General features: G+C 67.2%; 15 protein-coding genes. All 15 read left to right on the forward strand.

Annotation, left to right across the window (positions count from 1 at the left end):
- Nucleotides 1-6: 6 nt before the first annotated feature.
- The 15 genes from J7I98_RS29015 (at nt 7) to J7I98_RS29080 (ending at nt 19,834) form a co-directional block, all read left to right on the forward strand.
- Entirely contained in the window at nt 7-402 is a 396-nt protein-coding gene (locus J7I98_RS29015; RefSeq protein WP_214927994.1) for a DUF6507 family protein, read from the forward strand.
- Nucleotides 399-2,459 (forward strand): hypothetical protein, encoded by a 2,061-nt coding sequence (locus tag J7I98_RS29020; protein WP_214927995.1) that lies wholly within the window; start codon nt 399-401, stop codon nt 2,457-2,459. The genes J7I98_RS29015 and J7I98_RS29020 overlap by 4 nt, the downstream gene beginning before the upstream one ends.
- Nucleotides 2,434-3,093, forward strand: coding sequence for a pentapeptide repeat-containing protein (locus J7I98_RS29025; protein ID WP_214927996.1), 660 nt, complete (start codon nt 2,434-2,436; stop codon nt 3,091-3,093). Before J7I98_RS29020 ends, J7I98_RS29025 begins: the two co-directional genes overlap by 26 nt.
- Entirely contained in the window at nt 3,093-3,725 is a 633-nt protein-coding gene (locus J7I98_RS29030; protein WP_214927997.1) for a hypothetical protein, read from the forward strand. The genes J7I98_RS29025 and J7I98_RS29030 overlap by 1 nt, the downstream gene beginning before the upstream one ends.
- Before the next feature lie 86 nt (nt 3,726-3,811).
- Nucleotides 3,812-4,378 (forward strand): RDD family protein, encoded by a 567-nt coding sequence (locus J7I98_RS29035; RefSeq protein WP_214927998.1) that lies wholly within the window; start codon nt 3,812-3,814, stop codon nt 4,376-4,378.
- A 9-nt stretch (nt 4,379-4,387) separates the two neighbouring features.
- On the forward strand, nt 4,388-4,639 hold the full coding sequence (locus J7I98_RS41425; RefSeq protein ID WP_251021361.1) for a hypothetical protein: 252 nt from the start codon (nt 4,388-4,390) through the stop codon (nt 4,637-4,639).
- 13 nt (nt 4,640-4,652) lie between these two features.
- Nucleotides 4,653-6,020 (forward strand): type VII secretion integral membrane protein EccD, encoded by a 1,368-nt coding sequence (gene eccD / locus J7I98_RS29040; protein ID WP_214927999.1) that lies wholly within the window; start codon nt 4,653-4,655, stop codon nt 6,018-6,020.
- Between the two features lie 10 nt (nt 6,021-6,030).
- On the forward strand, nt 6,031-7,194 hold the full coding sequence (locus tag J7I98_RS29045; protein ID WP_214928000.1) for a hypothetical protein: 1,164 nt from the start codon (nt 6,031-6,033) through the stop codon (nt 7,192-7,194).
- A complete protein-coding gene (gene eccCa, locus J7I98_RS29050) occupies nt 7,191-11,186 on the forward strand; it encodes a type VII secretion protein EccCa (RefSeq protein WP_214928001.1) in 3,996 nt (1,331 codons plus the stop codon). Before J7I98_RS29045 ends, eccCa begins: the two co-directional genes overlap by 4 nt.
- On the forward strand, nt 11,183-12,592 hold the full coding sequence (locus J7I98_RS29055; RefSeq protein ID WP_214928002.1) for a DUF6177 family protein: 1,410 nt from the start codon (nt 11,183-11,185) through the stop codon (nt 12,590-12,592). Before eccCa ends, J7I98_RS29055 begins: the two co-directional genes overlap by 4 nt.
- A 745-nt stretch (nt 12,593-13,337) precedes the next feature.
- Nucleotides 13,338-13,496 carry a hypothetical protein gene (locus J7I98_RS29060; RefSeq protein ID WP_214928003.1) on the forward strand — a complete coding sequence of 53 codons (159 nt, stop codon included), beginning with the start codon at nt 13,338-13,340 and terminating at the stop codon, nt 13,494-13,496.
- On the forward strand, nt 13,493-14,089 hold the full coding sequence (locus J7I98_RS29065) for an ATP-binding protein (RefSeq protein WP_251021362.1): 597 nt from the start codon (nt 13,493-13,495) through the stop codon (nt 14,087-14,089). The genes J7I98_RS29060 and J7I98_RS29065 overlap by 4 nt, the downstream gene beginning before the upstream one ends.
- Complete coding sequence (locus tag J7I98_RS29070; RefSeq protein ID WP_214928004.1) at nt 14,086-14,781, forward strand: DNA cytosine methyltransferase; 696 nt, start codon at nt 14,086-14,088, stop codon at nt 14,779-14,781. The genes J7I98_RS29065 and J7I98_RS29070 overlap by 4 nt, the downstream gene beginning before the upstream one ends.
- A gap of 1,169 nt (nt 14,782-15,950) precedes the next feature.
- Nucleotides 15,951-18,236, forward strand: a complete 2,286-nt coding sequence (locus tag J7I98_RS29075; RefSeq protein ID WP_214928005.1) for a recombinase family protein — start codon at nt 15,951-15,953, stop codon at nt 18,234-18,236.
- Complete coding sequence (locus J7I98_RS29080) at nt 18,233-19,834, forward strand: AMP-binding protein (protein ID WP_214928006.1); 1,602 nt, start codon at nt 18,233-18,235, stop codon at nt 19,832-19,834. Before J7I98_RS29075 ends, J7I98_RS29080 begins: the two co-directional genes overlap by 4 nt.
- The last annotated feature ends 5 nt before the right edge of the window (nt 19,835-19,839 follow it).

Consider the following 19,839-nt stretch of genomic DNA (forward strand, 5'->3'; position numbering starts at 1 on the left):
GATGACGTGACGGGTTGGGATTTGGAGCCTGCCGGGGTGAAGGGTGCACTTGCGGTGACCTCCGTCTCGGTGGACTCGCTGCCGGGGCAGGTGAAAGCTTTCGCCACAGACCTGGAAAGCGCCGCCAAGTGGGCAGGCACGCTGAGCCAGGAGGGTTCGGACGGGGACGGCACGGCCGGCCTTGTCGGGGCTGCGCTCATGCAGTTTGCGCTGGCTCGCCGAGAGCAGTTGGTGTTCATGCAGCGGCGTGCGGTCAAATCAGTGAATGGCGCCAGGGCTGCGTTGGCGGCGTACGAAGCCGGCAACCTGGAGATGGCTCACACGGTGCAGCAGGAGGCCCTCAAGGCGCCCACCATCCCCGATCTCAATCTGCCTGGGGTCGACGGGGAGAGCGCCAAGTGATCAAACCGGAGGACATACCCAGGTTCACCGGACGTCAGGAGGAGCTGGAGAAGGCAGTCGGGGCGCTGTCCGCCGACGGCTCCGGGTTCACCTCCACGGGCACGGACATCCACAGCCGGTTCCAGTCACTGTCCTCGTACTACGAGGCTCCTGAGGCAGAGAAGCTGTTCGCCACCACGGCCGCGGTGCAGACGGCCGGGGAGAACCTCGGCGCTGATGTGGAGAGTGTGGCCCGCGCGCTCGGTGAGTACGCGAACGAGATACGGCCGCTGGTTGCCCGGCTCGACGATCTGCGGAAACAGGCGATCGCGTTCGTCGCTGAGGCAAAGGGCGACGAGGGGCTGCTGAACAGCTGGCAGCGCGACCAGAAAAAGGTCGACAAGAACGAGGATCTTGTCAACGACGTCACTGCCACGACTGTCGCGTTCTGGGAGGCCGAGCGCACGGCCGCGAACAAGATCATGGCCTTGTTCAGTTGCGTCAAGTACCAGGCCAACGACGGTTCCAACAAGCCGGACATGTACGGGTATTCGGCCGATGCCTTGAAGGATGCGGAGCTTCCCTGGGGCACCGTCGAGGAACGCACGTTCCTGCCGGGCAATATCGACCGGCACATCAAAAGCTTTGTCTGGGACGGCCTGATCGTCGACAACATCTGGGGGACCATCCAGGGCCTGGGCGCGCTGGTGGGCATCGGCGCGGACGCCTCCGACACCTGGGACGCGCTGGGCCGCGTCTTCCTCGGAGCCGGCGACTACGTGCAAGACCCTCGCAACGAGCGCCCGGGGGGCTTGGGGGACCTGCCGATCGTCCAGGAGAGCAGGAAGGACGCCAAGGAGTTCGCCAAGGGCCTGGTCGCGTGGGACATGTGGAGCGAGAATCCGGCCCGCGCCTCCGCCACGGTCGTTTTCAACATCCTCACCCTCGGCGTGGGCCCGCTCAAGGCTGGAACGGCGGCCAAGGCCGGCCTCGGCGCCAAGACCGCGGGCACCGCGGCCAAGATCGGCGGGCTGCTCGACCCCGTCTCCGCAACGATCAAGGCCGCAGGAGCGGCCGCACCGAAGATCGCGGAGATCACGGCTGGCCTCCGCAAGGCCGTACCGGACCTCCCCGAGGCGGCAGACGGGTCCGTCCGGCTCCCTGAGGGATACATCCTTCGCGCGGACGGGGAACTCGTACGGCCGGACGGAAGCGTCGCGCGGAAAGGCGCCGGTGAGATGTCCGCCGCTGACCGCGCCGCCTTGGACGATGCTTCTCGCATTCCCGAACGGGTTCCGGCGGCCGTCTCAGAGACCCGTGTTCCCGCTGCCATGGCCAATGCAGGCGAGAACCTCGAACCCCGGGCCAACCACGGACCCCCAGACAACCATCACATAAACCAGGGTGGTTCGGGGAACGGAGGCCTTCCCTCCTCTGGATCCGGAGATGCCGCTCATGGCGCGGTCTCGGGCGGAGACCATCTGGATTCGGTGCGTGAGGCACCGACGGGAGCCGGTGGACACGACGGAGGCCATCCGGAAAGCCACCGCGCAGGTGCCTCCGAGTCCCCGGGCGGCCCCGCTCGCGCGCTGACACCAGAAGAGCAGGCTGCGCATGCCCAGCACCTGGAAGAGATCGAGCAGCGGCACGCGGACGACTTCGACCAGCTGAAGCAGGACCCGGACCACAAGGGGAAGGTCAAGCCTTCCGAGATGGATGAGGCTCGCCTCGCCCTCGACCTGCGTGAGCAAGGGAAAGTACCGGACGACATTCAACGGCCGCCCGAGGCGAACCATGGCGACCTTTATTCACCCAGCACGGGCGAGTTCTACGATATTAAGGGCGTGCACTCCGACTGGCCACCGCTCAACAACGTCCGGGACAAGTCGCTGCCGTTCAAGGGAGCGTACAATCCGGCAGATAACCAAGGGTGGATCCGGAAGCTGAGGGATCAAATCGTAGCCAAGGAACGCATCGTCATCCTCGACACGCGCAACGCAAACCAGGCCGCGATCGATGACCTTAGAGAAATTGCGAAGCGGAACGGTTGGAGTGATCGCATTGTCTGGTATCCGTGACGATGGGCGCCGCGTCAAGGCGCTCCCAACTGATGTGCAGGCTGCCGCTGTCTTGGAGGAGTGGTCAGCCAACAGCGAGTCTCTGTTGGACGTGGCTGGGCTTGACCTCAGGGGGGCCGACATCTCGGGTGCAGATCTCGCTAACGGGTTGCTCACTGAGGCCATCCTCCGCAACGTGAACCTGTCTGGGGCCGATCTGTACAGATCTCATCTTGAGGGGGCGGATCTCAATGAGGCAGATCTCTCCGGGGCCTCGCTCGTGAAGGCCGTATTGGATGAATCCTCCTTGGGCTCCGCGAATTTGGATCTAGCTGATCTCGGAAGTTCGGAGATGTGGGCAGTTGACGCTCGAGGAGCAAGCTTTCGAAACGCGAAGTTTGATGGGGCCGGGCTGCTCGATGTAAGACTTCAAGGTGCGGACCTGTCGGGCGCAAGCGTTCAGCGGACATCGTTCCAAGTGGTCATGGATGAACACACGACCGTGCTGGGCCTTACCGGTACCGTGTTCGGCCCAGCTTCAGTGGCCGAAGGCGACGACCTGCGAGAGCTCTCAGGAGTGGACCTTGAAGCATGGCTGAATAGCCGAGGCGCACAGGTTCACGTACTGTCGCCTCGACAGCTACAAGGGCGCTGATGCGTGCCCCGCAAGAATGTGCTTCTTGGGTTTGGGAACTCGACGAATTCGCTACTCCTGGTCTGGAATCCGCGCTGATGACGGCGGCGCGGATGTCCGCCGTCCTGCGTGACCATGGCCTCCTGGAGCCAAGCGGCCTTGAATGGGACTGGTTCATCTTCGGTGTCGGCGGACTTGGCTTGCATACGCGGCTTTCCCTCGCAGGAGGGGCGATCGACGACGCGCGCCAGGCTCAGCGGGTCGTTCAGTGCCGACCTGCGGGCTTTCCGGATGCCCAGGTTTCCGACATCCTGGTGTCGGGGGTCGGCACATGGCTCGACGCGGAAGGGAAGCATCGTCGGGAGCACCGCCTGGTTGAGCTGACTGTTTCGCCTGATTCCATCGGCCTGTCAGCAGAGGTGGCCGTCTTCCATGATATCTGGGGTGAGTTCGACTTTCGTGGTCAGCCGCACCCGGATGTCTGTAAGCGCAATGCTCCGCGCCTCGCCGCAGCCCTCCAGGCCCTCGATTCATTGCTGGGTGTGGCCGCGGAGCCCGGGGAGGCCACATATTTCGGACGTGCCGAGGGCTATGGAATTCAGGTACCGGAAGTACTGGACGGTCGCGGCCCCGACCTCACGGACCTGCTCTGACACCCCGCGGACGCTGGGCCCAATGAGACGTTCGCGGCTGCGCTTTCGCTTGAGCATCATTTCGATATACAAGGAGCATGGTGTCATTGGCGCCCTATCCGTCGCCGGGCTCTATCGGGCCCGGACAGTCGGCGTCCCAGTTCGGATCGGCTCCGGCTGAGTTCCCCGCTTACCCCACGGCTGGGCTGCCGGTCTACCCGGTCAACGGCCCCGCGCCGGGCGTGACCGTTACGGCAAACGTGGGATCGCGGCTGGGGGCGCGGGTGCTCGACGTGGTCTTCTGGTTTGCGGGGTACTGGGTGCTTGCCCTGCCGCTGTCGCTGTGGATTGACCTGCGAGGTCCGGAGGAATCCGGGTTGCCTCAGGCGCTGTTGATCGTCTGGCTCCTCGTTTCGTTCACGCTGTACTTCCCGTTCAGCGTCTGCAAGTTCGGGATGACACTCGGCAAGCGGATCTGCGGCGTACGCATCGCCCGGTGTGAGACAGGGGGACGCGTCGGGTTCTGGCGGGCGTTCATGCGGGAGTTGTTCTGGCTCGTTTCGATCGTGATCCCGGTGCTCTGCATCCTGAACCCTTTGTGGTGCTGCTGGGACAAGCCGTTCCAGCAGTGTCTGCATGACAAGGTCGCGGGCACCAGGGCCGTGGAGCGGTAGGGCGGTTCGATGTCACAGGATTACGACAGTCAGTTGCTGGAGTCGGTGTCGGTTCGGCGTCGGCGGATGTGTGACGCCCTGCTGTTCGGTGCTCAGCGGGGGCGGCGATCGGCCAATGAGCGGTTGGGGAAGGTTTTCGCCGGGATTGTGATCGCGGCGGTGTTGTGTGCCGGGTGCGTGGGGTGGTCGTTCGTCTCGAACCGGCTGGTCGGGCAGGGGCAGGGAGCGGTGCCGGGTCCTGTGAGCAGTTCTGCTCGGTGATACGTTCGGTCGGATGGGGACTTTGGGGGCGGCGGTGCAGCGTACGGAGTTGAGCCGTGTCACTTTGGTGGGTGACCGCCGGCGTATCGATCTCGTACTGCCGTCGGATGAGCCGGTGGGGCGGCTGTTGCCAGAGGTGATCCGGCTGCTGGGTGACCGGGTCGCCGCGCAGCCGATGCTGCGGCAATTGGTCACCACCGACGGTTCGGTGATTGCGCAGGAGAGCACGCTGGCGGCAGCGGAGGTGCCGGACGGCGCGGTGCTGCGGCTGGTGCGTGTGGAGGATATTCCGTCGGCCTCGGTTGTGCACGACGTCACCGATGAGGTGGCGGAGGATCTTGGCGTACGGGCCTGGCGGTGGCGTCCCGCAACGCGGCGAGTGACGGCGGGCATCGTCACAGTGGGCCTGGTTGTCACGGCGGCGATGCTGGCGCGGGCCGGGTTCTCAGCTGCGGTTGTCGGGGCTGTACTGCCCTTTGCCGCGCTGGTGTTGGCAGTCGGTGGCGCTCTGGCCGGCCGCCTGGGTAATCGCGGGCTTGCCACCACGCTGATCGCGAGCAGTGGGGCCCTGGCTGTGCTGGGTGCCTGGTGGCTGGCCGATGCCCACGGGTGGTCCGGTTCGGGACGGCTGGCAGGCGTCGCCGGGGCAGGCGCGCTGATGCTGCTGTTGCTGGGCTGGTTCTCGCCTCTGGGCCGCGGCGGTCTGATCGGTGCCGGCGCGGTTGCGGTGTCGGCCGTCGGCTGGGAAGTCGTGGCGGCCGTGCAGAGCGGGGCGGGCACAGCGGTTCAGCAGGCCCGGCTCGGGACGGTGCTGGCAGTGGCGTCCGTAGTCGTACTGGGCGTACTGCCGCGCCTTGCTCTGATGGCTGCCGGCCTGACGAGGCTGGACGACACACGGTCCGGCGGGGCTTCGGTGAGTCGGCATCAGGTGGCTACGGCGCTGGCGGCCGCCCACCGAGGGCTGGCGCTGACGACCGTCGTTATGGCGGTTTCCGCAGGGGCTGCCGGGCTGCTGGTGGTTCGCGAGCCGAGGGCGTGGACCGTGACTCTGGCGTCCGTGGTGGCCATGGTGCTGTTGCTACGTGCACGGGCGTTTCCACTGGTGGCCGAGGTTGTGGTGCTGCTCGCCGTGGGACTGGCCCTCGTGGTGCGCCTGGCCATGCTGTGGCTGGAGCATTCTGCGGCGTACGGACCGATCGTCCTGGTGGTGGGGCTGGCTGTGGCCGGGCTCGTGGTGCTCGCGGTGGAGCCTGCCGAGCATGTGCGGGTGCGGTTGCGGCGGATCGGGGACTTGGCCGAGTCGGTCGGCGTTGTCGTTCTGTTCCCTCTGGCGATCGGTGTGTACGGCGTGTACGGGCGTCTGCTCGACACGTTCCGGTAAGGGGTACGTGATGGCTGGGGACAGCTGGCAGCAGGACATTCTGCGGGAGTTGCGGCAGCCCAGCGCGTTGGAGGGGCAGGGCGGGGCACCGCGGCCGGCCGCTTCCGCGGTTCCCTCGGAGCCGCAGCGTCAGGCCCCCGCCGTACCAGCAACCGTTTCGACGGACGGACCCGCGGCTCCCGGATCCAACCCCTCCACGGGTAGGCCCTCGGCCGCCCCGTCGGCCGGAAAACCAGCCGTCAACTCTCGCCCCACTCCGGAGTCCGTCCCCGTCCTCGATCCGCGTCTCGCCCTCCTCAGGGGCCGCTCGCAGCACGGCGATTCCGCGGTGCGCCGCACCGGACGCTCCCTCCGTCGCCTGGCCGTTAACTCCGTTGCCCGTGAGGTCGCCGAGACGACACGCATCGCAGAGCAGCTGCAGCAGCCGGTCACCACGGGACGGCACATCGCGGTTACCAGCATCCGTGGCGGCGCGGGAAAGAGCACGGTGTCGGCGCTGTTGAGCCGGATCTTCAATCATTACCGGCACGATCCGGTGCTGACGCTGGAGGCGGACACGGCGCTCGGAACCTTGCCTGTGCGGCTCGGTGCCGAGTCGGTCCGCTGGTCGTGTTCCGACATGGCGCGGATCCTGCGTCCGTCGATGTTGCTGACCGATATCACGGGTTATCTGGTGCCTCTGGAGAACGGCGGCTGGCTGCTGCCCGCGGGGCAGGGGCGTGTCGGTGCGCAACTCGACGTTCGTACTTATCGATTGGTGACAGTGGCGTTGAGCCGGTATTTCGGGGTGACCGTGGTGGACTGCGAATCGCTTCCGGGAGACATAGCCCGTACGGCGTTGGACACCGCCCATGGCCGGGTGCTGGTGGCTCCGGCAACGTTGGAGGGCGTGGCCGGCGCGCGTACGGTGCTGGACTGGATGGCAGGACTCCCGCGTCCGGCACTGCCGGGCACTGTGGTGGCGCTGAATTCGGTCTCTCCTGACATGACCACCGATCTGAAGGCTGCCACCCGGCATTTGCAGGAGGCCGGTGTTCCCGTGATCGGTATCCCGTACGACCGGCATCTGGCCGCGGGCGGACCGGTACGTACCGAACTGCTGGGGCAGGCGGCGCGGGAGAGCGTCACCGGGCTGGCCGCCGAGGTTCTGCGGCGAGCGGTCGGTGTGCGGTGACGTATCGGTTGATCCACCGGCCGGCCCGCTCCACGCGTCCGCTCGCGCCGCCCGGCCCCGTCACCGTTGAAGCTCCCCCGAACCTGCCCGAGGGCAAGATCGGCAGTCCGGCGGCCGCGCTGCTGCCCATGGCAGGTGTCATGGGCTCCGTGGTGATGATGACGGTGATCCGTAACAGCCAGTTCGCCGCCATCGGCGCGATCGTGCTGGTCTTCGCGCTGCTGGGTGCCGTCGCGCTGTTCGTGTCCCAGCGGGGCAAGGCGCAGCGCACCCGGCGCTCCCAGCGCGAGCGGTATCTGGAATATCTGGAGGAGCTTCGCGAGGAGTTCGGCCGACTGGAGCGTGAGCGCCGGGAGGCTGCACGGCTGCTCAACCCACCGCCCGAGGCGCTGTACGACGTCGTACGTGATCCATCGCGGTTGTGGGAACGACGCCGTGCGGACACCGACTTCCTGCGGGCGCGGCTCGGCACAGGTGAGGTGCCCCAGCAGGAGCTGACGGTCGCACAGCAGGGTGTCAGCAATGTGCTGACACCTCCCGACCCCTTCATGCTCAACGAAGCGAATGCCCTGATAGCTCGCTTCTCGGTCGCCACCGATTTCCCGCTGACTGTCCCGCTGGACCGCGCCGGCAACATCAGCATCATCGGTGAGCGCGACAGCGTGGTGCAGGTGGCCCGTAACCTGCTTCTCCAGACCGCTGTGGCGCACTCACCGGACGATGTTGCCCTGGCCCTCGGATTCCCCGGTGAGCGGGAGGACGAGTGGGCGTGGGCGAAGTGGCTGCCGCACGTGCTTGCGCCCGAGAACGGCGAAGCCCCGGTGGCCGCCCGGCGGATCGCGCCCAGCCTCACGCAGTTGGCGAAGCTGATCGGTGGCGAGCTGAGGGCGCGCGCCGCTTATGCGGCGGAAGTACGGCGAGGCCTGTCCAGCCATGATGCCTTGCGCATGACCGACCGGCTCCTGGTGATCAGCGACGAGTACGGGAACGTCGCGGCCGAGCTCCCCAGGCCGGACGAGGCCGTCACTCTCACCAACATGGGTGTCACCGTGCTGCATCTGCTGGAGAAGCAGGTGCACGAGCCGGACCAGGTGACGGTACGGATCCGGGTGGACGGCGACCGAGTGACGATCGAGGATCTGCGCACCCCCGGCACCCGCCCCATACACGGCACCCTCGACGCACTGCCGGTGCCCGGTGCCGAGGGACTTGCCCGGATGCTGGCGCCCCTGCGGCTGTCGGCCGAATCCCTTTCCGAGGGCACCCCGGTATCCGGCCCCGTGGACTTCGCACAGCTGCTCGGCGTGGACGATCCGGCGAATCTGGACCTGGACGCATTGTGGGCGCCGCGCGGTGACCGGGCTTTCCTGCGGGTGCCCATCGGTCTCAACGACCGGCATGAGCCGGTGCTGTTGGATCTCAAGGAGTCCTCGGAACTCGGAATGGGCCCGCACGGACTGTGCGTGGGCGCCACCGGTTCCGGCAAGAGCGAGCTGCTGCGTACGCTCGTCCTCGCCCTGGTCGCCACGCATCCGCCCGAGGACCTGGCCCTGGTTCTGGTCGACTACAAGGGCGGCGCGACCTTCGCACCTTTCGCGGACCTGCCGCATGTGGCCGGTGTCATCACCAACCTGGAGAACCAGGCCGGGCTCGTCGAGCGGGTCCACACCAGCCTCGCCGGTGAGGTCAAGCGCCGCCAGCAGGTGCTGAAGGACGCCGGGAACATCGCGGACATCGGGCACTACGCTGCGCTGCGTGCTCAGAAGCCGGACCTGGAGCCGTTGCCGCATCTCTTTGTTGTGATCGACGAGTTCGGTGAACTGCTGACCGCCAAACCGGACTTCATCGATCTGTTCCTCTCGATCGGACGGATCGGCCGCTCCATCGGAGTGCATCTGCTGCTGTCCAGCCAGCGCATCGAAGGTGGCAAGCTCAGGGGGCTGGACACGTATCTGTCGTACCGACTGGGCCTGCGAACATTCTCGGCCGACGAGTCGCGCACCGTGCTCGACACCACCGATGCCTTCCACCTTCCGCCGCTGCCCGGATTCGGCTACCTCAAGGTCGACACCTCGACGTACGAACGCTTCAAGGCCGGGTACGTCTCCGGGGCTTACCGTGGCCCGGCGCTGCGACGCCCGGCGGCGACCGACAAGCCGACCGTGCTTTCCTACGGCGTCTTCAACACATCCACGGATCCGGATACAACGGCCACGACGGCACCCGAGATGCGGGAACGGGAGACCGGACCGACCGTGATGTCGGTGATGGGCGACCAGTTGCGGGCAGCCGCCGCTCCCGTACGGCGGATCTGGCTGCCCCCGCTCCCCGCCGCACTCACCCTCGATACGACTGCCGGCCCTGTCGAAGTCTCCGAGCGCGGCCTGCACCTCGCCAAGCGCCCAGGTCCGATGCGCGTGCCGCTGGGGCTGCTGGACGACCCCGCCAGGCAGTGGCAGGAACCTTGGAACCTGGACCTCACCGTGGCCGGCGGCCACGTCGCTGTCATCGGTGGTCCGCAGTCCGGAAAGACGACCCTGCTGCGCACGCTCGCCCTGTCGCTGGCCATGACGCATACCCCGCAAGAGGTCGCGATCTACGGCCTAGACCTGGTCGGCGGCGGCCTCGCCGCCCTGGCCGGGCTGCCGCACGTCGGCGGGGTGGCCGGCCGTATGGACCGTGAGCGGGCCGCACGCACCGTCGCCGAGGTCCGTGCCATGCTCGGCGCGCGCGAAGAACTCTTCCGCGAGCTCGGCATCGACTCCATCGACCAGCTCCGCGCCTTGCGTGCCTCGGGGCAGGTGCCCCAACTGGCCTCCACCGACATCGTCCTGATCATCGACGGCTTCGGCGCATTGCGCGACGACTTCGACGACCTGGACGACTCAGTGACCGAACTGCTGCGCCGTGGCAGCGGCTACGGCATCCACGTCGTCGCCGGCATGCTCCGCTGGAATGACGTTCGTATCGCCACCCAATCGCTGTTCGGCACACGAGCTGAACTACGGCTCAACGACCCTGCGGACTCAGGTATCGACCGCAAGCTCTCCGAGACACTTGCTCCCGACGAGCCGGGGCGTGTACTCACCGACGCCAAACTCTTCGCGCACGTCGCCCTGCCCCGGATCGACGCCGTCGCTTCCGCTGCCGGAATCGGACCGGCGCTGGAGGAGGCCGCCCGTACGATTCGCATGACCTGGCACGGTGAACTCGCCGCACCAGTACGAGTCCTGCCCACCAAGCTGGCCGCCGACGGGCTGCCGCCCCTGGTAGCCGAGCCGAAGCTGGTTCCCATCGGTCTGGGTCAGGAGGCACTGGAGCCCGTGCTCCTTGACTTGTTCGGGCACGATCAGCATCTGCTGATCCTCGGAGACACCGAGTGCGGCAGGACCAACCTCCTCAAGCTCATCTCACAACAGCTCATCGACCGCTACTCGGAGGACGAACTCGTCTTCGCGGTCTTCGACCCGCGCCGCGGACTGCGCGGAGTCGTCCCCGAGCCGTACCGTGGCGGCTACGCCCATAACGCGAAGCTGGCCTCCGCCCTCTCGGCGGGTATCGCGACCGAACTCGAGAAGCGGCTGCCGGACAACACCGCGGACCACGACTCCCTCGCTGACATTCCCAGCTTCACAGGCCCTCGCATTGTCGTCCTCGTCGACGACTACGACATCCTCGCCACCGGCGGACAGCAGCCGTTGGCCCCGTTCCTGCCGTACATCTCCTCCGCACAGGACATCGGCCTGCACTTCGTCGTCGCCCGACGCATCGCCGGCTCCTCTCGCGCCCTCTATGAACCGTTCCTGACCACGCTGCGCGAGACCGGCACCGCTGCCGTCGTCATGAGCGGCGACCGCTCCGAGGGGCAACTCTTTCCCGGCCTGTACGCGTCCGCACAGCCGCCCGGCCGCGGCACAGTGGTCCGCCGCGGCCACCCCCACCAGCTGATTCAGACAGCTCTCGCTCCAGAAGACCCAGGACCCGCCTTGTGACAAACGACGTCATCGCGCTCACCCCGAAGATGCCGGACCTGTGGACCGTCGTCGCGGGACTCCATGCCGGAGGGCCGGACCTCGGGGTGGCCACCACCGCGGACGGAGCCGTGATCCAGCTCTGCGGACCGGGCGGACGCCCGCTGGTCTCCATCGAGGCACCGATCCTCGTTCACACCCCAGGAGAGGCCGAACGGCTGCTGGGCACCGTCGCTGCGGGAGCACCAACGGCACCACTGTGGTGGACCGAGGCTCGTGCCTCGACCGCCGTCCCCGAGGCGGAGCGCCTGGCTGGATCGTTCGCCGGCCGGCTGACGACCGTGCTCGGCGGCGTCACCTGGCCGCCGGAGGCCGCACACACCGCCGTCGTACCGCTCAGCCCCGACGTCACGGCCCTGCCTGCGGACGCCGACGCCCTTCCTGCCGTGGACGTACTCACCGGTTCCACGGCTGTCGTCCTGTCCGAGCGGCCGCTCGTCGCCATGACAGCGTGGCTCTCCGACATTCTGAGTGTGTGCACCGAGACCGACAGGGCGCTGCACATCGTCACGCCGCCACATGCCCGCCTCACCCTGGCCACGCGCACCGCACTGACCGGCGCACCGAACCGCTGGGTCGTCCAGGACAAGGAGTGCGGCTACTACGACGGCCTTTCCGGTGCCGTACTGCGGTGGCAGGACGGCACGTTCGCCCCTGTCTGCACCGATGCGGGTGCCACGGCCGTAGCTTCGTCCTTCGCACGCGACGCCGAGACAGATGAGCGGCAGCTCATCCTCTCCTTCAGTACCCGGCACGCCCCTGACGAGCAGCTCGTCCTCGGACGGGCGCTGGAAGCGGCGTGGCAGACGCTCACCGGATGTTCACCGGTCGGCTGGAGCACAGCCGAGCCGATCAACCTTCCGTGGTCCACTCGCCAGTTGACGGACTTCGCACGTCACCGTGCCCCTAAGCCCACCTGGCTCCTCGCCATTGGCTCCCCGGACCGTCCGGCCATCGCCACCATGCGAGTCACGCGGACCAAGGACGGCGTCGAGGAAGAGGTCACTCTCGTCACCGGCTACGGCCCCGACGAAGAGCCGCCGCTGCACGTGGTCCAGCCCCTCGCCGAGACACTCGCCACCCGGCACGGCCTGTCGTCCATGATCGCGTCCTTGCGCGCTGCGCGCCGCGATCTGACCGTCCCTCCGCGCCTGGAGACACCACCCATTCCCATCGCCTTCACCCTCGGGCCCGACAGCGTCAGCGACATCGGCCTCGGCCACGCCCGGCGCCCTCCCCTGAACCTCCGCCCCGTTCAGCTCGGTCCCGACAGCCGCCCCGGACTGCACTACCCCCTCGGCAACGGCACCGACGCCGAGTCATGGACAGTGCTCCAGGAGCTCACGCGACACCTCCGCACCCCGTAACGAGCACCCGACAGTCGGCACGACGGCGAAGCGTTCCCGGGCGGGCTTCGCCGTGGGGTGCCCCTGGGTCTGGTCAAGCTGATGAGCGCTCCGGCGAAGTTGCCCTGGCAGGTGCCGTGCGATGCCGACGGCTAGCGCCTGAGCCCGCACATTACGCACGTACTCTGCACATGCTTCGATGCGGCGGATCGAGTTTTCAGGGATCTGACCTGCAGCTTCCCTTGACGTGTTTCAGTTGCATCTGTTCTCGATGACGCACCACGTGGAGTGCGTCGCGATCCTTGAGCCCCGCGACAAAGGGCGTCTGACCTGCGGTTTCTCGGGTGTGCATTATGTGCGTTGTGGGCGTTACAGGCGATATGTTGATGCTGAAATGACGCTCGTGACGCGCATTTGATGCTCGTTCTGATGGGTCGTCACCTCGTTGTTGGTGCTGGCCACGAGTGCTGGACGCTGTGGTTCCCGTGGTCCGGACGCTCACCTCCCCGCCCAGAGCAACGGCCGCCGTGCTGTAGCTGAGAACGCGACCTTCGCCGGCGACATCGGATAGCCGCAAACCGGTCCCGATCCGCATCGGCCGCTTCGCCAGCTCCCCGGATGCCGCACCCGGCCTCCCCGGCGAAGCGGCCGATGCACGTCCGCGCACGGGAAGTCCTCAAAGTCCTTGTGCATGGGGTGGTCCGCTCTTCGCAGGGCGGCGGTGTCGTGGTCGTGTCCCAGCCGCGATCACCAGGGAGGCCCGCTGATGGCACCCATTGTGTTCACCACCGTTCTGATGCTCACCGCGCTGGCGAAGGCCGGTCCGTACGCGCTCGCAGATGTGCAGCGCTGCGTCCGCCCCGGGACCGGGCGTCACCGCCGGGTCCGCACGGGACGCCACGCCGCACGGGGAGGCCGACGATGAGCACGCCGAAACTGCCGCGCCGCTCGACCGCACGAACGATGGTCGTCTGCCGCTGGACCAGCTGCACCCCTGATGCCCCCGCGCGCGCCCGAGCCGAGCTGCGCCGCGTTCTCGCTCAACTCGGCTTGAGCGGAGAGGACATCAGCGATGCTGTCCTCGCGGTATCCGAGCTCGTGGCCAACGCCACCGAGCACGCCCCGGGGCCGTACGAGATGCGGCTCCGGCGTACCGCGGCCGAGTACATCTGCGAGATCGAAGACGGTGATCCGCGCATTCCCGCGATCCCGGCGTTCCCCTCGGCCGCCCCCTTCGAGGCTGATCCCGAGGGACGCGGAGGCGGGATCGACGCGTTGCTGAAGCTGCTGGCGGAGCGCGGTCGCGGCCTGCGCATCGTCGATGAACTCACCGGCGGCGACCCTCGCCTTGATCGCGCACGAGGACACGCTCGTGGTTCGCAGGGGCCCGTTCCCGGTGAGTTGCCACGAACCCGAGTACGGGCGGACCGAAACGAAGACCCAGCCCTACTCGTCCCGCAACCCCCGCGCGCAGGCCGCATTCCGCGCCCGAGTTTGCTCGAACAAGGCTGCCCATGAACGCCGCTGATCTCCGTATCGGGAGTCTGTGCTCCGGCGTCGGCGGACTCGATCTCGGCGTCCAGGCCGCCCTGGGCGGGCGCGTCGTCTGGCACGCCGAGACCGACCCCGGCGCCGTCAAGGTGCTCTCCCGGCACTGGCCTGACGTCCCCAACCACGGCGACATCCGGCAGATCGGCTGGGGGCGCGTCGAGCCGGTCTGTGTCCTCACGGCGGGCTTCCCCTGCCAGGATCTGTCCGTGGCCGGCTCCCGTACCGGCCTCGTCCCCGGCACCCGCTCCGGGTTGTGGCACCACATCGTGACCGCCGTCGAAACCCTCAGCCCGCATCTGGTGGTGATCGAGAAAGTCAGAGGGCTCCTCTCAACCCGCTCCGGAACCTCTCCCCTTCGCGACCTGGAACCCTGCCCGCGGTGTCTGGGAGACGCAGACGGTACGCCTCGGATGCGGGCACTCGGAGTGCTTCTCGCGGACCTGGCCGACCGAGGGTATGACGCGGGCTGGATGTGCGTACGTGCCAGCAACGTCGGAGCCCCGCACCGCCGCGCGCGGATCTTCCTCACGGCCTGGCCCTCAGCCCGTCTCCCCGGTGCCGCTGCTGAAGACGCCGACGGCGAACCTCGGCAGCAACGGCGGCTCCCAGCACCCGGAGTCTCACCTTGGCCTCCACAGCGGCAACGCTCGCTGCTCTGAGCACGCCGACGGGGGCTGCCGCGAAGCAGCAGCCTGCCCCGCTACAGCCTTCCGACACACGCAAGGCCGCAGGCCACGGCCCCACCCCGACCGAGGAGATCGAGTACCTGCTGCTGCCCACCCCGACCTCATCGGACGGGAAGGGCGGAGCGGGCACGACCCCGAAACGCCAAGGCGGCATGAACCTGAGAACAGCCGTCACTCACCTGCCCACTGGTGGGGCGACTACCTGCCCGCAATCCACCGATGGGAGCGTGTGAGTGAACGCGCCGCGCCCATACCCACTCAGTCCGGCACGCGCAGGCTGTCCGCCGAATTCGTTGAGTGGATGATGGGTCTTCCGTCCGGGTGGGTCACCGCCACCGAGGGCCTCACCCGCGCTGCCCAGCTTCATCTCCTCGGCAATAGCGTCGTCCCCCAGCAAGCTGCACTGGCCCTGGACCTCCTGCTGACCGACAGCTGTCCGCCGCGCTGCTGGCTACAGCTGGGCGGTAGGTCAATGGAGGGCGCACGATGAGCCCGCCTCCACGCAAGGACACCGCCGCTGAGGTTTGCGGCCCGGCAGGTTCCCCTGAGCCGACTCGTGTTGACACACTGTCGGCTGCGGGTCGGGTGTCGAGACGCTCGGCCGGGCTATGCCGAGTGGAGGAGAGCACTGGGCAGGGTCCGGCAGACTCGGGGTTTGACGGACGACAAGGTAGTCAGTCCCCTGACAATGAACGCTGCGGCCTTGCGCGACTGCCGGAACGGCCGGGTGACAGCCCGGCGACACCTGGCCGTCAACTTGAGGCTCACCACCGCTGCCGACCCCGCCTCCCGAGGACACCAGCACGCAGGACCCGGCATGCCCGACCGCTGGGCGAGCGTCAGGGCAAGGCAGTCGAGGACGGAGCCGCGCAGAGCGGAGATGCACTAGCGGAGGAAGAAGCCTCTGCTTGGATCGAAATGCACTTCGGGAGGCTATCAAAACCCACTGTGCACGTGGTCTGGGCGATCAACGAAGAGCATGACCGAGATACCTACCGCCGTTTGCTGAACCTACTGTTCAGCTCCCGCTCTGGGCGTCCGTCCCCCTAAGCTGCCCGCTGCATGGATGACCCCGGGGTGCAGCAAACACGCCGGGGTCCGGGCAGCCATGGGCTGCCTGGCCAGTCGCGAAGGGGACTGACATGACCCACACTCTCACGCCCGCATTGCGTGCTGTCGACTACCTCCGGGTGTCCACCGAGGAGCAGGCCAAGGGGTACGGCATCGCTTACACCGGCAAGAGGACCGCCAAGTATATCGAGAAGAAGGGCTGGACCCACGTCGATACATACTCTGACGAGGTCAGCGGCAGTCTGGAGGCCCACGAGCGTCCTGATCTGAGGCGCCTGATGGAGGATGCCAGGAGAACGCCCCGCCCCTTCGACATGGTGGTGGTCAACGAGGGGCGTGGTATTGGCCGCACCGGTCGCGCCTTCTGGAAGTGGGTTTGGGAACTCGAAGATCTCGGCGTCTACGTCGCCGTCGTCAAGAAGGACTACGACAACACCACGGCCGTCGGCCGTTCCCAGATGCGCAAGGATGCGGACTATGCCGAAGAAGAGCGCGAACTCATCCGTGAGCGCACTCAGGGAGGCGTTCAAGAGAAGGCCGAAGAGGGGGGCCATCCCGGCGGTGTTGCCCCGTACGGCTGGCGTATCGAGGACAAGGGGCAGCGCGGCAAGAGCCGGATTGCCCTCGACAATGAGCATGCGGCGGCCCTGCTTCGTCAGGCATGGAAGCACATTGTCGAAGACGAAATGGCTCCTCACGCGGTAGAAGACGAATTCAATCGGCAGGGAATCCCTGGTCCGACGAAGGAGTACTGGCCCCGTGGATCGCTGCGGCACATTTTGACCGGCCGCGCGGTTCAAGAAGCAATCCGGGTCCACAGGGATCCCGCCAGCAACAGTGGCCGACGTGGCACACGATTGGATTCCGCAGGAAAGCCGCTATATGGCGAAACAGTCATCATCGAGCTGCCGCCGCTGTTCACGAAGGAGGAACTGAGGCGCCTCAACGCCGCGTTGGCCCGCACTGCTCGTAAGCCCACCAGTGCGCGCGAGTCCATCCCGGAGGCTGCCGTTCACCCACTCAGCCAACGCATCGTGGGGGCGTGCGGCAAGTACTACACCGGTACCAGTCGCATCGGCAGGGACGGGGGACGGGCATACCGCTGCTCGGGCAAGGGGCAGGGATATGCAGGGGCGCCACGGTGCGACTGTGCTCAGATCAACGCTGATGCGCTGGAGAAGAGGGTCTGGGACGAGGTCTGTGCGCTACTGGAGGACCCCGATCGTCTGATGGTCATGGCAGAGGACTGGATCGATTTCGGTCAGTCGGGCCGCGTGGATTATGCCACTCGGATCGCCGGCCTGGAAAAGCAAGTGGCTGCCCATGACGCCGCCATTTCGGCGGCTGTTGTCGTGGCTGCCAAGCAATGTGACGCCAAGGTGGCCATCGAGCAGGCAGTCCTCACACTGGCCAAGGAGCGGGAGAAAACCGTTGAGCTCCTGGAAGACGCCAAGCTGTGGCAGCAGGAATCCGAACATGCCGTGCAGCGAAGCCGCCATCTTCAGGGCTTGGTTCAACTGGCTCGTCACCGGCTGCGCGGGATGGATTCGCGCCAACAGGCGGATGCTCTGGACCTCTTGGAGGTTCAGGTCACCATCCTGGGGGAGATTCCGCGGAAGGCCCGGTGCGATGACGGGATCAGCGCGTGGTTCCGTAAGCGTGAGCGCCGTGTTCCCGTTCTGACGGAAGACGCCTGGGCGAAGGTTGAGCCCATCTTCACGGGGCGCAAGGGTAGGCGCCCCAAGGACCCCCGGGGCATGCTGGACGCCATGCTGCACAAGGCGCTTGACGGTTGTGCCTGGAGCGAGCTGCCGCTTCCGGGCGGCAACCTTGCCAGTGTTTGGCAGCGGTGGCTGAAGACGGGCTTCTGGGAGCAGCTCATGGACGCGCTGATCGACGTGCCGGGGGAGTTGCTCCCAGAAGGCGGGGTGACGCTCCCGCCCCTTGAGGTGCACGGACGGGTTGATCCCCGGTTGTTCCTAAGCCAAGATCCGTCCCCTGACAGCGGCGACGTGTTCAAGGCCTCCGACTACAAGATCTCGCCGTTCGAGCTGGAGAGCGCGCTGCTGGAGCACGAGGCGGTGGCGGAGGCGGCGGTCGTACCCGCGCCCGATGCGCTGCGGCTGTCCGTGCCGAAGGCGTACGTCGTACTGGCAGAGGGGTGGGAGCCGGGGACCGACACCGCCAAGCTGCTCTTCGAGCACTCGCGGTCGGTGCTCGCGGCGTACCAGCGCATCCGCCGCATCGAGTTCGCAGAGCTGCCCAAGACGGTGTCGGGCAAGATCCGCCGGATCGAGCTGCGCGAGCGCACGGCGAAGGGCTCGTCCGCCGAGTACGCCGAGGGAGACCTGCGATGAGCTCGTACACGCACGGCACCGGCTCCGCACCGCTCCTCGGCGACACGATCGGCCGGAACCTCGACCGGGCGATCGCGGCGTACCCGGACCGGGAGGCGCTGGTCGATCTGGGGAGGGGCGGCCGTTGGACGTACGCGGAATTCGGTGCGGCCGTCGACCAGTTGGCGCGCGGACTGCTCGGCACGGGGGTTGCGAAGGGCGACCGGGTCGGGATCTGGGCGGTGAACTGCTCGGAGTGGGTGCTGGTGCAGTACGCCACGGCCCGGATCGGCGCGATCATGGTGAACATCAATCCGGCCTACCGGGCGCACGAGCTGGCGTACGTACTCAACCAGGCGGGCATCTCGGTCCTGATCGCCTCGCAGTCCCACAAGACGAGCGACTACCGCGCGCTGGTGGATCAAGTGCGGCCGGACTGTCCCGGGCTGCGGGCCGTCCACTACATCGAGGACGGTTCCTGGGACGTGCTCCTTGATGCGGCCAAGCGGGTCACCCCGTCCCAACTGACCGCCCGCGAGGCCGAGTTGTCGTGCGACGACCCCATCAACATCCAGTACACGTCGGGGACAACCGGATTCCCCAAGGGAGCGACGCTCTCCCACCACAACATCCTCAACAACGGCTATTTCGTGGGCGAGATGGTCGGCTACACCGAGCAGGACCGTATCTGCCTGCCCGTGCCGTTCTACCACTGCTTCGGCATGGTGATGGGAAATCTCGCGGCCACGTCCCGCGGCGCGTGCATCGTCATCCCGGCGCCGTCCTTCGACCCGGCTGCGACGCTCCGGGCCGTTCAGGAGGAGCGCTGCACCTCCCTCTACGGGGTCCCCACGATGTTCATCGCGGAGCTCGGCCTCCCGGACTTCTCCTCGTACGACCTGTCCTCCCTGCGCACCGGCATCATGGCGGGCTCGCCCTGCCCCGTGGAGGTGATGAAGCGGGTCGTCGCCGAGATGCACATGGCCGAGGTGTCCATCTGTTACGGCATGACGGAGACGTCCCCGGTCTCCACCCAGACCCGCCGCGACGACGATCTGGAGCGCCGTACGGGCACGGTCGGGCGGGTCATGCCGCACGTGGAGATCAAGGTCGTCGACCCGGTGACGGGTGTGACGCTGCCGCGTGGTGAGGCGGGCGAGCTGTGCACGCGCGGTTACAGCGTGATGCTCGGGTACTGGGAGGAGCCGGAGAAGACCGCGGAGGTCATCGACGCGGGCCGCTGGATGCATACCGGCGACCTGGCGGTGATCCGCGAGGACGGCTACGTCCAGATCGTCGGCCGGATCAAAGACATGATCATCAGGGGCGGCGAGAACGTCTATCCACGCGAGATCGAGGAGTTCCTGTACGGCCACCCGAAGATCTCCGACGTCCAGGTGGTCGGACTCCCCGACGAGCGTTACGGCGAGGAGATCCTGGCCTGCGTCATCCCCCACAAGCAGGACGACCCGCCGACGCTGGACGAGGTGACGGCGTACTGCCGCGAACAGCTCGCCCATTACAAGGTCCCGCGGCGCCTGGCGATCATGGATTCGTTCCCGATGACGGTCAGCGGCAAGGTCAGGAAGGTGGAGCTGCGGGAGCGTTACAGCGACTAGCGATC

The organism is Streptomyces sp. ISL-98 (genome assembly GCF_018614055.1).
GTDB lineage: Bacteria > Actinomycetota > Actinomycetes > Streptomycetales > Streptomycetaceae > Streptomyces > Streptomyces spiramyceticus.

Bases quoted from the DNA above. Each gene is read 5' to 3' on its own strand.
- J7I98_RS29075 (WP_214928005.1), top strand. From the start codon at position 15,951: ATGACCCACACTCTCACGCCCGCATTGCGTGCTGTCGACTACCTCCGG.
- J7I98_RS29080 (WP_214928006.1), top strand. From the start codon at position 18,233: ATGAGCTCGTACACGCACGGCACCGGCTCCGCACCGCTCCTCGGCGAC.
- J7I98_RS29060 (WP_214928003.1), top strand. From the start codon at position 13,338: ATGGCACCCATTGTGTTCACCACCGTTCTGATGCTCACCGCGCTGGCG.
- J7I98_RS29045 (WP_214928000.1), top strand. From the start codon at position 6,031: ATGGCTGGGGACAGCTGGCAGCAGGACATTCTGCGGGAGTTGCGGCAG.
- J7I98_RS29030 (WP_214927997.1), top strand. From the start codon at position 3,093: ATGCGTGCCCCGCAAGAATGTGCTTCTTGGGTTTGGGAACTCGACGAA.
- J7I98_RS29065 (WP_251021362.1), top strand. From the start codon at position 13,493: ATGAGCACGCCGAAACTGCCGCGCCGCTCGACCGCACGAACGATGGTC.
- J7I98_RS41425 (WP_251021361.1), top strand. From the start codon at position 4,388: ATGTCACAGGATTACGACAGTCAGTTGCTGGAGTCGGTGTCGGTTCGG.
- J7I98_RS29070 (WP_214928004.1), top strand. From the start codon at position 14,086: ATGAACGCCGCTGATCTCCGTATCGGGAGTCTGTGCTCCGGCGTCGGC.
- eccD (WP_214927999.1), top strand. From the start codon at position 4,653: ATGGGGACTTTGGGGGCGGCGGTGCAGCGTACGGAGTTGAGCCGTGTC.